Below are 14824 nucleotides of genomic sequence, written 5' to 3'. Positions count from 1 at the left end.
TCTGCCTGTTTCAAGATGGACATGATCTGACTGTCAGTAAATTTAGATGTTTTCATGCAGAATCTCCTGCTCGTATCTTAAGAGAAAATTCTACTTTTAGATCCTATTATTTTTAGGGGGGATTACCTATCCTAATTAAAAACTGTTTTTTAATAATTTGGAATATAAATAAGATTTAGTTAAAATTAACATTATTCATATAAATTAACATTATGTATTACATTTACTAATAATTTAAAATAATTAGTAGAAAAAAATTATGTTTTAATTATTTCTTTGATTATATAAATTGAGAGTAAAAAATGATTAATACGGAATTTTCAGAGTGTATTTCTGCATGTACAAACTGTTCACTTATTTGTACTGAATGTGCAACTTCTTGTTTAAAAGAAAAAGATTTAGAGATGATGCGTGAATGTATTCAACGTTGTCTAGAATGTGCAGATATTTGTCAGTTATGTGTGCGTATGCAACAACATAACTCACCTTTCCTCAAAGAGATTTGTGAGCTTTGTGCTAAGATCTGTGAATATTGTGCGGAAGAGTGTGAAAAACATTCACATGATCATTGTAAAAAATGTGCTGAGGCTTGCCGTCAGTGTGCAGAAGAATGTCGAAAAATTGTCATGTAAAATACTTCAATAATGTTAATTATATGGCTCTAGACTAACATAATCATTCTGCTAGTCTAGAGCCTTTCCTAAAATTAACATAATACACCTTATACGAAGCCAAAAATGGGAGCTTTAAGCTCCCATTTTTAGTCTTTAATTCGCTTTTTCGCTTCGTCATAAACTATGCTATCAGCTCGTTTTCCGACGGTAATGAGCAGGATAACTACCTGATCATCTTTAACTTGATAGACAAGTCGGACACCAGCTTTTAATAATTTGATTTTATAGCAACCTGCAAGATCGCCTCTAAGCATATTCTTTGGAATATGTGGCTGCTCTATGACTTTGGCTAGTTTCTTTTTAAATTGATCTCGTATAGCAACAGGGAGTTTTTCCCATTCTGCTGTAAAGTCCTTGTGACGTAAAAGCTTATAAGTCATCTAATGTGACTTCCTCAAACATCTCTTTAGGATCATTAATGCGCTTACGGACAAGAGCTAATAATTCTTCATCTTCTTCTGAAATCAAAGCTTTTTTGACAGGCAGTTTCCCAGTCGTAGCAACATACTCAAGAATACTAGTGAAGAAATCCGTAGGTGTAATACCTTGCTCTTTAAGGATTGAATAAGATTTTTCTTTAAGGGCTTCATCGATCCTGAAGTTAACAGTAGCCATCATATTTCCCAAGTATTTAATGTACTAGGAATATTGTAATGCAAATTGCATTACAAGTCGACTTCGCATAACAGCCATTATGTTAAATGGAAGGAAGCAAAATAAGTTAACATTTTGCTTCCGGCCACATTAAGCTAGAGTTTTATTTAAATAAAGCTATTTAGTAATCATTAAATTAATTAAAATCTAAATCTAACACCAGCTCCATATAACCAACCTTTCTCAGAGTTTGATTCTATTTGCCACGACGTTTCATCATTACCTTTTGAATACTCATAGGCAATGTCGATATACGGCATGATCTTTTTACTGATTTCATAGCGAGTTTCAAACCCTGCGGTTGCACTGCTTAAACCAGTTTTTTTCGCATATTTAGAGTCATCACTAAAGATAGCATCCAACTCTAAATAAGGTTGAATAATCAACTTTTGCGTAATCAGAAAATCACGTTCCGTTTCTAGGCTAAAGCCCGCATAATTGTCTTCTCCCGCATAGAGATAAGCATCAGTTTCAAAGAAATATGGCGCCATACCATGTAAGCCAATCACCGCATCAACATTTTCTTCGGTGTCTTTGCGATGATCATTGAGTTCAACTTTTTCACTACGATAACGTGCACCAATCTGTGCATCCCAAAAGTCTGAAATCATACGGCTATATAAAAGTTTGGCATCATAATGTGCATCATGCGATTCTTCTTTATCGGCATGAATTTTAATAAAAACCTTATTTTCATCTGTGCCAATACGGGTTTCAAACTCTGACTTTAAATCACCTGTGCCATCTTCATTGACAAGCCACTTATTGTCCACTGTCGTAATCGCATAAATTTGCGCACCGTGTTCTGAGCGATGATCATAATGCGAACTCTGCTGAGCATTCGCATCTGGTACATGATGTAAATGATTAACCGTAGATGTTGCCTGATGTTGTGCCTGATTCATTTGGCTATGGTTCATTTGAGAGCGATCCATTTGCATCGGCTGATTTTGACTAGAAGATGTAGCAACTGTCATTTTTTCAGGCGCACTATGATCTTCACCATTATGTGCCAAACTCACTGCACTGACCATCAACAAAGAGCTTGCTAAAACAGTTTTAGAAAAAAGATTAATGGTGCGCATGTTGATCTCCTTTCTGTACTTTTTGATCTTGCTGTTTCTCTGTTGATTTGTGATGCATTGGCTGATGACCTGCATGTTGATGGTTCATCGGTGCTGAATGTGCAGCATGATTCATTTTCCCCATCATCTGCATGTGTTGTGCATGCTCTTGTGGAGAATGCTGTGAATGATCCATCTCAGACATCGCTTGATGATTCATTGATGGTACATTTTTTCCATCAGTCTGAGCAGTTGAATGATGCCCTTCGTGCGCCAAACTTAAGCTTGTTAAACTCAATACCGCAACAGAAAAAAACGCTTTAAATACAAAATTAGTGATGTGCATGTCCAGCTCCTTTTTGCTCAGTTACTTGGTGAGTTTGAGTCGAATTTGTACCTTGAATTGGCGTTGTAGACACTTGTTCATCGCTAACATTTGCCACGATCAACTTGTTCATCATTCCTGCACTCATGTGATACAACAAATGACAATGGATTGCCCATTCGCCCAACTCATCCGCAGTTAATAAAGCAGTCACTGTTTTACCCGGTGGTACAATCAATGTGTGTTTATTCGGCATATCTACCGACTCTTGACCATTCTCCAACTGCATAAACATGCCATGTAAATGCATGGGGTGCGCCATCATACTGTCATTAATAAATTTGATACGGATACGCTCGCCATACTTCACTTTTAATGGCTCAGCATCGCTGAATTTTTTACCGTTAATCGTCCAAATATAACGCTCCATAGTACCGCCCAAACGTACTACTAATTCACTGCTAGCTTCACGAGTATCTTTTTGCGGTTCTAAAGATTTTAAATCACTATATTGCAAGGCTTTATTGCCCGCAGGTGTAGATGCATTTGCCCAACCATAAACCACTTGATCATTTTCTTGTGGTTTTGCTGTGCCATGCTGTGAATGATCCATTTTCGAGTGATCCATGCCTTGCATATCGCCATGGTTCATTTTTGAATGATCCATTTTCGAGTGATCCATGCCTTGCATATTGCCGTGGTTCATTTTCGAATGATCCATTCCTGCATGATCACCGCCACCATGTCCCATATCTTCCATGGTCAAAAGTGAGCGTGGACGTGGTGCAGGCATATGAATGCCATGTGTCATAGGATTTAATTCATTGTGCAGTGTACCAATCGCATAGCCTGCACGGTCAATTGACTCAGCTTCAATTTGATAATGTCCGCCTTTTGGCTCCACAATCACATCATAAGTTTCAGCTGTGCCAATACGAAACTCATCCACAGCAACAGGTTTTACAGGCTGACCATCAGCACTGACCACAGTCATTTTCAAGTTAGGAATACGGACATCGTAGAAAGACATCGCAGATGCATTCACAAAACGTAGGCGAATTTTTTCATTCGGTTTAAACATTCCTGTCCAATTTTGTTCAGGTGTTTTGCCATTAATGAGGAAGGTATAACCTGTAACATCCGACATGTCGGTTTTTAGCATACGCATCTGATTCCACATTTTGCGGTCAGACCATGTCGCTTTTATGCCATCACGTTTAACCTGCTTCCAAACATCACCCAAGGTTTCACGCTGATCTTGATAATATTCAGCTGAAATTTTAAGATCTTTCTGAATTTGATCACTGGTTTTTTCATGAAAATCTGACAACATCACCACATAGTCACGTTCAGCTTTTTCATGTGCTGCCAATGGTGTTTTACCTTTTGGATAAATCACAAAAGAACCATATAAGCCGTCCTGTTCCTGTCCTTTAGAATGAGCGTGATACCAATAAGTCCCGCTTTGGCGAATCTTGAATTTATAAACATACTCGCTTTGAGGCTTAATACCGTTAAAACCATTAAATCCCGGTACACCATCCATAATGCCCGGCAACAACAGTCCGTGCCAATGAATAGAAGAATCTTGGTTTTTTAAATTATTTTTCACGCGAATGATGGCTTCATCACCCTCTTCAAACTCAAGCAAAGGCGCAGGAAATTGACCATTTACGGTAATGCGCTTTACAGGCTTTCCAGTTGGGCTGACCACTGCTTCATCAATAACAAGCTGATATTCACGCACTTCGGCAAAAACCAAAGGCGACGATGCAAAACAAATACCTGCTAATAGGTACGAACTAATTTTATGAGACATAACTTAACCTTAATTTTTGAAAAATAAATAAATTTTAAAAAAATTGGTTAAGCTTTAGGGGGACGTGAAATTTCTTGCCAATACCCATTTAGATATTGGTTGGGGTAATAAAAATTAGGCTGATCTATAGAATAGAAGGTATCTAGGGGATCTAGCGAGCTTTGCAAAGAATGAAGACATGAGATCTGTGTCTGGCAGGATAAGCTAGAACATTCCTGACACTTTTTGTGATCTATATTCTGATTAAGAGCTAAATGATTATGGCAATCGGTATTCGTCTGTACTTCGTGATTAATACCATGTTGAGTGACTTGCTGTGCTTGATCTAAACAATGATCTTGGCTCATTTCAGTTTGCATATTGATATGCATTATCTTTACTGATGCAACAGACACACTACTCCATCCTATGGCAAAAACCATAAGAAAACAAAACCAAAGTTTTTTGGAGAGATGAGTCAACACGAATGCTATCTAGGAATAGAATTTAATCCAAAATATCTTAACGGAATTTTCAAATATTTACAACTCAATATAATTTAGTAGTTTCTCTAAAATTAACATAATACACGTTATCCGAAATAAATAAAATATTTGTTTTAAATCAACATCTTGCAAAATTTAAAAAAGCCCATTCACCCTCGAATGGGCTTTTTATGTGAATAATTATGTTCCACATTTTTCTGGGTTTACGAGCCTAAATTCTTACGATACTGAATGAAACCTGTATTGTCTGCCGACTGATCATATAAGATTTTTGCTAGCTAGATAGTTGGTTTCATGCAGAATCTCCTGCCTATATTTTAAGAGAAAACTTTACTTTTAGATCCTATTATTTTTAGGGAGGATTACCTAGGATAGTCGAAATTATGATATAATTTAATTACTATCATACTCTTATATTTTATTTTAAAAATGAAAATAGGTAATTTTAAAGATAAGTTTGATTCAATATCTAATAAATCTGAAGTATCAATATTATTAGCAAATGGCTTTTCTCAAGCATGGAGTCATGAAATTTTTAATTATAAGTCTTTATTTGATAAAGCTGATTTTGGTACCAGAGATCTCGAAATTCGTCAGTTATTTACGGAATTCGATACCTATGATTTTGAAAAGATCATGAGAATATTAGAGTCAGCACAAAAGATATGTGAATTATATGATGTAGATAAAAATAAAATTATTGAAATACAAAGTGATCAAGAACAGTTGAAAAATTCTCTAGTTAAAGTTATTTCTGATACTCATCCCTTAACATCCAATTTTGTATCAACAAGCCAGTATGAAAAAGCAAGGCCATTCATTAAACAATTTTCTCAAGTGTTTACATTAAATTATGACTTATTGCTTTATTGGGTCATTAATAAAAAAGAAATATCTCCTACAGGATATTTTAGTAAGGACGGTTTTAGATACAATAGTTGGGAAAATACTAGCGATCAAAATGTTTTCTATCTACATGGAGGACTGCATTTATATGATAGTAAAGTGACTATTAACAAACATACATTTAAAGATCACTTAGGTAAGAGTATTGTTGATCATGTAAAAGAAAATCTAGCTGTTGGAAAATTTCCATTATTTGTATCAGAACCTAATTACGAAGCTAAACTTAGTAGAATTCAGCATAATCCATATTTGAACTCATGTTATAAAAAATTAAAAAAAATAAAAGGTTCTTTGTTTATTCATGGGCATTCAATGGCTGAAAATGATCAACATATTTTCGATCAAATTAATAAGAGTGAAGTTGAAAATATTTATATCAGTATATTTGGTGATCAATACTCAGACTCTAATAAAACAACAATTGCTAATGCCCACCGATTTATAGACACTAAAAAAATAAACATTGAATTTTATAAAGCTGAGTCTGCTCCTATTTGGGCTTAAAGAATAGTCACTGATTTTATACGCACATATTAGTCCAAATTATAGAGAATGATTAATTAATTATTTGTAAATATCGATAAACAGCTTGCCGGCTGATACCAAATGCTTTTGCCAGAGCAACTTTGGAGGAATACAGTCCTTCTTTCCAGGCTTGTCGTAAAGCCTCAGCCTGCTCAGTGTTCAATTTATGGACACGACCTTTATATTTCCCTTGAGCCGCTGCAAGCTTAATCCCCTCTTTTTGGCGTTCCAAGATAATTTCCCGCTCGAATTGAGCAAAAGCGCCCATAAGCTGCAACATCAGGTTATCCATCGGAGTGGCCTGGGCCGTGAAAGTAATATTTTCTTTGACAAACTGGATGGCGACTCCCTTCTTTATGAGCTGATCAACTTCAGTAACTAAATCTTTCAGACTTCGAGCGAAACGATCCATAGAGTGCACGACGATCATGTCTCCTTCACGAACATAGCTGAGCATTTCCTGAAATTTCGGACGGGCAGTATTTTTTCCAGAGGCCTTATCGATAAAAACCCTGTCGACTTCGACTCCTTCAAGTTGTCGTCCAATATTCTGGTCAACAGAGCTGACTCTGACATATCCCACCTTATGACCTTTCATCATGCCTTCTACCAAATGCTTATTTCTGCTTATTGTAAATAATGAATATTATATTTCAAAGTTACATGTAACGTATGGACAAAATTTATTTAAATGAGACATAAACTTCAGGGCGTTGTCTGTGTTATTTTAGGGTATACTTTAAAGTTACACAAAACATCTATATGAAGACTAAAGTCCAAATTAGTGTTTATGTTGGTTCAATGTATTACATTTCGTATTTTCTATTTGTAACGTAATTTCAGTAATATTATGATTATGTTTTAGAACTTCTAAGGCATTTTGATAGAGTTGATCTGTATTGCTATTCGGAGCAACCAAATGAGCAGTTAAATGAATATTTCTTGAGGATATAGCCCAGACTTTCAACTGATGAATCCCTTCAACGCCCTCTAGCTTCAATAAATCATTTCTTAACGACTCAATATCAATCTCATCAGGAACTCCTTCAAGCAGAATATGAATACTTTGTTTTAATAAAATCCAAGTTCGAGGTAAGACCCAGAAGCCAATTAACACAGCGATTACGGTATCAACCCACATCCACTGGGTAAAATAAATAACTATTCCTCCGATAATCACGCCTATCGATCCTAGAGCATCACTAAGAACTTCTAAATATGCACCTTTTATATTTAGACTTCCTTCAGCACTAGCAGAAAGGATTTTCATTGAAATCAAATTTATGACCAAACCAATGACCGCGACAATCATCATTCCAACACTTTGAATTTCAGCAGGATTCGTAAAACGTTGATAAGCTTCATATACAATATATATTGCTACCACAAAAAGCATCACCGCATTAAACAGAGCCGCTAAAATTTCAAATCGCTGATAGCCAAAAGTTCTTTTATCATCTGCGGCTTTTTTACCAATTTTGATAGCGGCAAGAGCAATAGCTAAAGCGGCTACATCAGTAAACATATGAGCTGCATCAGATAACAAAGCCAAACTTTGGGTAATAAAAGCAGCGACAACTTCTACTATTAAAAAAGTAGTCGTTAAACCTAAGGCAACCATTAACTTCTTACTATTTTCTTCAGTAACAACCGCATGGCTATGATCATGATGTTCTGACATAAAATATTTTCCTTATTCTATTTATGATGAGCAGAGATATTGGATAACAGCCAATATCTCTGCTGTAAATCGACTAATCTATTGGATTAAGAAACTTTCTTTTCATTTATCCAACGATAAAGCACGGGTAACAGCACCAAAGTTAGTAATGTTGAAGAGATAATCCCGCCAATCACTACGGTTGCCAGTGGCCGTTGAACCTCAGCCCCTGTTCCGGTTGCCAGCGCCATTGGTACAAAACCCAGTGAAGCCACACAAGCTGTCATCAACACTGGTCTTAAGCGCAAAATAGCCCCTTGCCACACGGCTTTATGCACTGGATATTTGTCCCTTAATTCCTTAATAAAGGTCAGCATTACCAGTCCATTGAGGACTGCAACACCAGATAAGGCAATAAAGCCAATTCCAGCTGACATCGATAATGGAATATCCCTTAGCCAAAGGAACAGCACACCACCGGTCAAGGCAAAGGGTACCCCGGTAAAGACCAATAGACTTTCTTTGACATTGTGAAAGACCGCCATCAGTAAAATAAAGATAGTGATTAAAGCCAGTGGAATCACGATTTGCATCCGTGCTTTGGCTGAAGCCAAATTTTCAAACTGACCGCCATATTCTATCCAATAACCACTTGGCAAAGTGTATGCTTTGAGCTGTGTCTGTACATCAGAAACAAAAGACCCTAAATCACGCCCTTCAACATTCGTTGTAACCACAACTCGGCGTTTACCATTTTCTCGACTGACTTGGTTGATTCCTTCAATGGTCGAGACTTGCGCGACATCCGACAATAAAATACTGCCACCATTTGGAAGCTGAATAGGTAACTGGGAAACAGATGCGACACTACGGTCTTGCTCTCCAAGACGGATAACAAAATCAAAACGACGATCGCCTTCTAAAATCTCTCCCACGCTTTGTCCACCAATACTTGCAGCCACCACATCCTGAATAGATTTCACACTCAAGCCATACTGGGCAGCTAAAGCTTTATCAATCTCTACATTGAGTAAAGGCAGACCCGAAGTTTGTTCAACTTTCACCGCACTGCTACCTGCGACTTGCTGAATGATTTTCGCGATTTTTGCAGCCTCAGTATTCAAAACCTGCATGTCATCACCAAAAACCTTCACCCCCACATCACTGCGTATACCTGAAATCAGTTCATTAAAACGTAACTCAATAGGCTGAGAAAACTCACTGTTATTGCCGGGAATTGTCGCAAGATAAGCTTCCATTCGGGTTCGAAGTGCATCTAGGCTTTCTTTTGAATCTGGCCATTCCTCACGTGGTTTCAGCATGATATAACCATCGGAAATATTCGGTGGCATCACATCTGTCGCCACTTCAGCAGTCCCGGTACGGGCAAATATAGCTTTAATTTCGGGAAAGTTTTTCAGTAAAAGCTTTTCGGTATTTTCCTGAATACGTAAAGACTCTTCCAAGCCTGTGCTTGGAGAACGTAATTGCTGTACCGCAAAATCACCTTCACTCAGCTGGGGTGCAAACTCACTGCCAATCTTCGTGCTGAGCAGACCCGTAATGACCAGGAGACAAATGGCAAAAGTTAAAACCACCGCTTTGTAATGATAGGCTCCATCCAATATCTGTTGATATCGGGTTTTGAGCCAGATCATCCAACGGCTTTCCGTTTCTTTGATCTCCCCTTTAACCCATAAAGCAACTGCAGCGGGCACAAAGGTGATCGATAAAATAATAGCTGCCACCAGTGCGAGAACAACGGTTAAAGCCATCGGATGAAATAGTTTTGCTTCTACACCACTTAAAGCAAAAATCGGCAAATACACCACCAAAATAATAAGCTGACCAAAAATAAGAGGACGACGTGCTTGGCGGGCAGCCAGAAAAACTTCCTTAAAGCGTTCACTTTGTGTGAGAGGTCGTTTTAACAGTTGCTGTGTATGGGCTAAACGCCGGATACAGTTTTCGACAATCACCACAGCACCATCGACAATGATGCCGAAATCGAGTGCACCTAAACTCATCAGATTGGCACTGATATTTTTCTGTGCCATCCCGGTTAAGGTAAACAGCATAGAGAGTGGAATGACACAGGCAGTAATCAAGGCAGCACGGATATTCCCTAAAAACAGGAACAGAATGATGATGACCAGGATTGCTCCCTCTACCAAGTTTTTCTGAACGGTTTTAATCGCCTTCTCAACCAAGGTAGTACGGTCGTACACCGTTTCAATCACTACCCCTTTAGGCAAACTATTCTGAATATCTTGAAGCTTGGCATCCACAGCTTTAGAAACAGTCCGGCTATTTCCACCCATCGCCATCATGGCAATCCCTAAAACGGTTTCTTTGCCGTTATAGGTTGCCCCACCGGTTCTTAAATCATGCCCAATAGAGACTTGCGCAATATCACCAACCCGAATTGGGCTGCCATTTGGGCTACCCAGCATGGTGTTCTCAATATCAGAAAGCCCATTGAATGTACCCGGTACACGTACCGTCAGTTGCTGACCATTGTCTTCAATATAACCTGCACCTCGGTTCTCATTATTTTGCGCTAAAGCCTGTTGCAGTTGTTCTAATGAGATATTCAGTTGCTGCATCCGGTTTAAATCGGGAGAGACCACATAGGTTTTTTCAAAACCACCAATACTGTTGACCTCTGCAACTCCCTTAACACGTTGCAGTTGAGGACGCACAATCCAGTCCTGAATCTCACGCAAATCCATCGGCGTGTATGCAGTTCCATCCGGCTTTTTCGCATTCGGATCTGCCTTCAGTACCCATTGATAAATCTCACCGAGACCCGTAGAAACGGGGGACATCATCGGTGTGATTTGTGCAGGCAACTCAGATTGCGCCTCCTGTACCCGTTGGTTAATCTGCTGACGGGCCCAATAAATATCAGTCCCATCTTTAAAGACAATGGTGACTTGAGAGAGTCCATAACGGGATATGGAACGGGTAAGCTCCAGATTCGGAATGCCAGCCATGGCATTTTCAATGGGATAGGTAATCCGCTGTTCGACTTCAAGCGCAGTATAACCCTTGGCTTGAGTATTAATCTGGACTTGGGTATTGGTAATATCGGGTACAGCATCAATCGGGAGTTTCTGATAGCTATACACCCCGACCGCAATCCAGGTACAGACAAAGAGCAACACCCAAATCGCATTTTGTATGGAAAACTGAATGATTCGTTCGAATAAACCTTCTGGTTTTGGCAGATCAGAATTAATGCTCATGGCCTGCCTCGTCTTTTTCTAATTCAGATTTGAGCAAGAAACTGCCTTGAGCGATATACTTCTGCCCTTCAGTCAGCCCAGAAATCACTTCAAGCCATTGTCCATCACTTGAAGCCTGCCCCAATTGCACTTTCTGTGCTTTTAAGTGGACTTGACCTTTTTGTTCTGAATCTACGATGAAAATACTGTCTTCACCTTCAATACTTTGCAGCGCAGACTTTTGAATCCGAAGGGCTGATTTTGCTGTAGCTTCCGGAATCAACACTCTCACTAACACATTAGAACGCAACTCAGTAGCTTGCGCATCGAGTTTTGCGCGCACCACCAGACGCCCTGTTTGTACATCTGCCTGAGAGGTTAAGCTTTGTACAGTAGCTTTATAGATTTGATCTGAATCATTCACTTTAAAGTCAATTTTTTGCCCGGCTTGCAGTTGACCTGAGAATTGATTCGGCAAATTAAACTCAAGCCATAAATCTTTCAGCTGTTCAATGACAAAGAGCTGATTAGCCAGTTGCACATTTTCACCGACCACAATATCTTTTTGACTGATCACCCCAGAGATCGGTGCTTTAATCAGAAAACGCCCATTGTTATTGCCACTTGCACCTAATGCATTTAAACGTGCTTGTGAGGACTGGACAGTAATCTGCGCTTGACGGTAGGCATTTTCGGCACGCTGGTAATCCTGTTTGGCAGAAATCCCCTGTGACCAGAGTTGCTGTTCGCGCTGGTAATCTTTACGGGCCAAATCCAGATTCACCTGTGCCATACGCAGATTTGCCTGTTGGTCGATCAGTTCAGGCACGATTAGTACAGCCAGCGTTTGTCCTTTTTGCACGCTCTGTCCTAAAGCCACATTGACCTGCTCGACATGACCACTAAAATTAGGCGATATATGCGCTTGTTGATCGGTATTCACCACCAATTTACCTGGCAGGGTTGTCAGCTTTTCAACCAATCCTGTGGATGCAACAGCAACTTTTAAACCTTGTTCAACCATTTGTTGGCTGGTCAGTTGTATTTCGCCTTCTTCAGCATGTCCTTCTTCAGAACTATCTTCATCAGAATGTTCGGCATTTCCCTCATCATGACCATGCCCCTCAGATTCAGTTTTTTTTGAACTTAACCAAATAACCAGACTGACCAAGACCGTAATCAGAATCAAAATTGCAATCATGAGAGACTGGGATATTTTTCCGTTTTGCTTGGCGTTCATTTTATCGTGCTCCCCCATTGATTAAATTTTGCGATGCTTCGACTGCCTTTTTATTCAGTTGTGTATAGGCATCCGAACGGCTAATTTCTTCATAACTTGTGCCAATACTGAGTGCCTCAGCTGCGAGGGCAGTTTGCCAAGCTTGACGTAGAATTTGTAATTGACCCAATCGAAGATTCTGCAGTTGGGTGGTTGCTTGCTGAACGTCGGTAATGGACAGTTTCCCTGCCTGAAACCCTTGTAAAGTACGGCTCTGAACTTTGGTCGCCAAAGTAACTTGTGCTGTTGTGGCATCGAACTGGCTACGTAAACCTTTGAGCTGATGCATGCTGTTGGCAATATCGAGTATTTGTTGCTTCAGCTCACGCTGCTGCTGTTGGTTCAGCAATATTTGCTGTTGCTGGACCATCGGGATCGCATATTGCTGGCGGTTGAAAATATTCAGTGGAATAGCCACGCCGATTGCCAAAGTCGTATCGTTGCTTTCATTAGGGGTTTTGCTACGTTTCATGCCTACATTTAAAGTCGGATTGGGACGTGCCTGAATTCTTAAATTTTCAATTTGATGATCCGATTGCTGAATGTTCAAGGCATAGAATTTTTCTAGCCACCCTTCAGCAATATACCGTTGCACAGTTTGGAGACTTTGCTCTGGCCAAGGGATAGCGGTTTTATTCAATTGAAGATGTGAAGATGTTTCTCCCCCCCACAAATTAGACAGCTGACGACCGGCAGCTTGTTTATTCAGCATCGCTTGCTCATAAAGTCGTTGGATTTCTAGCGCTTCAATTTGGGCACGCTCAAAATCAACCAGGGCAATACTGCCTGCCTGATAGCGTTTCTGGGCACTGTCCAGATTGGCTTTACTTGTTTTTAACAGTACTGAATAAACAGACTGCTCAACCTCAGCAAGTGCAAATTGCGACCATGCAAATTTAACAATCAGTTGGCTTTGTGCCTTCCATAATTGCTGTTGCAATTGGATTTGTTGATTCGAGGTATTGGCAATCACCCGGTTCAGCTTACGCTGACCAAATAGATCTAGAGGTTGACTAACGCCAACATTGAATTCCTGTTCTTGACCTGAGCCAAAGCCAGACTGTTCTAAACTTATACTTGGATTCTGCCATAACCGACTTTGCTGAATATTCAATTCAGATATTTGCTGAACTTGTTGCCACAGCTTGTCTTGAGTCTGGTAACTTTGTACTTTTGCTAAAGCGGATTCAAAGCTGGTAACGTTTTCAGCATAGCTATATTGCATAGCCGCTGCACATATACAAGCAACCAAGCTATGACGCAAGAGTATAATTGATTGTGAAGACATGATTTTTCCCACTTATTTAAATAATAAAAGTGGTGGGAATGTTTTAGGCTACCCCACCATGAGCGGGGAAAATTTGGGAGGTGGGCTTTGTTGAAACAGGTCAGGAGCCTGATAGCTGTTTTTCCAATGAAATTGTGGATTCACTTTAACTTCAGAGCTTGGATGAAACACATCTACTTTTTCATTTTGTACAATCAAATGCGTCATCGATGGTAGATGATCTTGATGATCTTCACCGATTTCTAAATCGCTACTGAATGTTTTTATGTTTTCTGACTGTCCATTATGATCGTGTTGACGACTATCGCTGGCACACAAGGTATTTTGGTGATGACCAAAATGATAACTCTGCTGTGATTGAGGCTGTTGTTCATGGACACAAAAGGCCGCCGCCACATTCCAAAAGCTTTGGAACATGAACAATCCAACCAAGACTGTAATCCATGTAGTAGAACGCATCATCATAACAATCGAAAAATTTGTACCAAGTATAAGGCTTAGAGCCACTCCAAGGTCAAGCTTAATAAATTAAATTAAACATTCAATGAACACTGAATAGCCGGCACTTTTGCAAATTTACCTTGTCTCTATAAGCTCACATCAATTTCAGGTAAGAATAACAATAGATTGAACCGTACCGGGTTTGTCGGAGAGTCAATATTCTGAGAGACTACCCCGATGACAAAATTAAAATATACCCCTGAAATCAGAGGGTAATCCTCCCATAAATAACCGAAGTTAAAAGTAGAGGTTAAGCAGCCATTAGAGGTGGCTTTCCTTTGTTAGCTTGATGTGGTCTTTCATGGTTGTAATGCCACAACCAGTTTGTTGCATAATCTTGTACTTCATCCAAAGTATCAAATAAATGCTTGCTCAGCCAACTATAACGTATGGTCCGATTATAGCGTTCAATATACG

The 14824-nt window shown here is 39.3% G+C and carries 14 protein-coding genes; 2 read left to right on the top strand and 12 right to left on the bottom strand.

Going from position 1 to position 14824, the window contains the following annotated elements; translation table 11 throughout:
• Window positions 1–302: 302 nt before the first annotated feature.
• Complete coding sequence (locus tag FTU55_RS13740; protein ID WP_180047385.1) at window positions 303–632, top strand: four-helix bundle copper-binding protein; 330 nt, start codon at window positions 303–305, stop codon at window positions 630–632.
• Between the two features lie 128 nt (window positions 633–760).
• Here the strand turns inward: FTU55_RS13740 and FTU55_RS13735 are convergent, their stop codons facing one another.
• The 5 genes from FTU55_RS13735 to FTU55_RS13715 form a co-directional block, all read right to left on the bottom strand.
• On the bottom strand, window positions 761–1054 hold the full coding sequence (locus FTU55_RS13735) for a type II toxin-antitoxin system RelE/ParE family toxin (RefSeq protein ID WP_000221358.1): 294 nt from the start codon (window positions 1052–1054) through the stop codon (window positions 761–763).
• Window positions 1044–1289 (bottom strand): type II toxin-antitoxin system RelB/DinJ family antitoxin, encoded by a 246-nt coding sequence (locus FTU55_RS13730; protein ID WP_160232258.1) that lies wholly within the window; start codon window positions 1287–1289, stop codon window positions 1044–1046. The genes FTU55_RS13735 and FTU55_RS13730 overlap by 11 nt, the downstream gene beginning before the upstream one ends.
• 179 nt (window positions 1290–1468) lie before the next feature.
• The gene (locus tag FTU55_RS13725; RefSeq protein ID WP_004668309.1) at window positions 1469–2413 is read right to left on the bottom strand and encodes a copper resistance protein B; all 945 of its coding nucleotides are present in this window, start codon (window positions 2411–2413) and stop codon (window positions 1469–1471) included.
• Entirely contained in the window at window positions 2400–2738 is a 339-nt protein-coding gene (locus FTU55_RS13720; protein ID WP_004897649.1) for a hypothetical protein, read from the bottom strand. Before FTU55_RS13720 ends, FTU55_RS13725 begins: the two co-directional genes overlap by 14 nt.
• Window positions 2725–4536: a copper resistance system multicopper oxidase gene (locus FTU55_RS13715; protein WP_034583971.1), complete on the bottom strand. Its 1812-nt coding sequence runs from the start codon at window positions 4534–4536 to the stop codon at window positions 2725–2727. The genes FTU55_RS13720 and FTU55_RS13715 overlap by 14 nt, the downstream gene beginning before the upstream one ends.
• 914 nt (window positions 4537–5450) lie before the next feature.
• Here FTU55_RS13715 and FTU55_RS13710 point away from each other — a divergent pair.
• Window positions 5451–6431 (top strand): DUF4917 family protein, encoded by a 981-nt coding sequence (locus tag FTU55_RS13710; protein WP_177156118.1) that lies wholly within the window; start codon window positions 5451–5453, stop codon window positions 6429–6431.
• Between the two features lie 52 nt (window positions 6432–6483).
• On the opposite strand, the gene FTU55_RS13705 is transcribed toward FTU55_RS13710, so the two are convergent.
• From FTU55_RS13705 to FTU55_RS13675, 7 genes are all read right to left on the bottom strand, one after another.
• The gene (locus tag FTU55_RS13705; RefSeq protein WP_177156230.1) at window positions 6484–7050 is read right to left on the bottom strand and encodes a recombinase family protein; all 567 of its coding nucleotides are present in this window, start codon (window positions 7048–7050) and stop codon (window positions 6484–6486) included.
• A 183-nt stretch (window positions 7051–7233) separates the two neighbouring features.
• Window positions 7234–8133: a cation diffusion facilitator family transporter gene (locus tag FTU55_RS13700; RefSeq protein ID WP_177156119.1), complete on the bottom strand. Its 900-nt coding sequence runs from the start codon at window positions 8131–8133 to the stop codon at window positions 7234–7236.
• A gap of 86 nt (window positions 8134–8219) precedes the next feature.
• Entirely contained in the window at window positions 8220–11360 is a 3141-nt protein-coding gene (locus FTU55_RS13695) for an efflux RND transporter permease subunit (RefSeq protein WP_180047384.1), read from the bottom strand.
• Entirely contained in the window at window positions 11350–12579 is a 1230-nt protein-coding gene (locus FTU55_RS13690; protein ID WP_016658777.1) for an efflux RND transporter periplasmic adaptor subunit, read from the bottom strand. Before FTU55_RS13690 ends, FTU55_RS13695 begins: the two co-directional genes overlap by 11 nt.
• Before the next feature lies 1 nt (window position 12580).
• Window positions 12581–13906 (bottom strand): TolC family protein, encoded by a 1326-nt coding sequence (locus FTU55_RS13685; RefSeq protein WP_180047382.1) that lies wholly within the window; start codon window positions 13904–13906, stop codon window positions 12581–12583.
• Window positions 13907–13954: 48 nt separating this feature from the next.
• Window positions 13955–14365, bottom strand: a complete 411-nt coding sequence (locus tag FTU55_RS13680) for a cation efflux protein, CzcI-like (RefSeq protein WP_211100789.1) — start codon at window positions 14363–14365, stop codon at window positions 13955–13957.
• A 292-nt stretch (window positions 14366–14657) separates the two neighbouring features.
• Window positions 14658–14824, bottom strand: a 167-nt coding sequence (locus tag FTU55_RS13675) for an integrase core domain-containing protein (protein WP_151711510.1), incomplete at its 5' end; no start/stop codon positions are given.

Origin of the sequence: Acinetobacter sp. YH12117, from assembly GCF_013418865.1 — a bacterium.
Lineage (GTDB): Bacteria > Pseudomonadota > Gammaproteobacteria > Pseudomonadales > Moraxellaceae > Acinetobacter > Acinetobacter indicus.
This window is presented reverse-complemented; position numbering and strand designations above follow the sequence as displayed.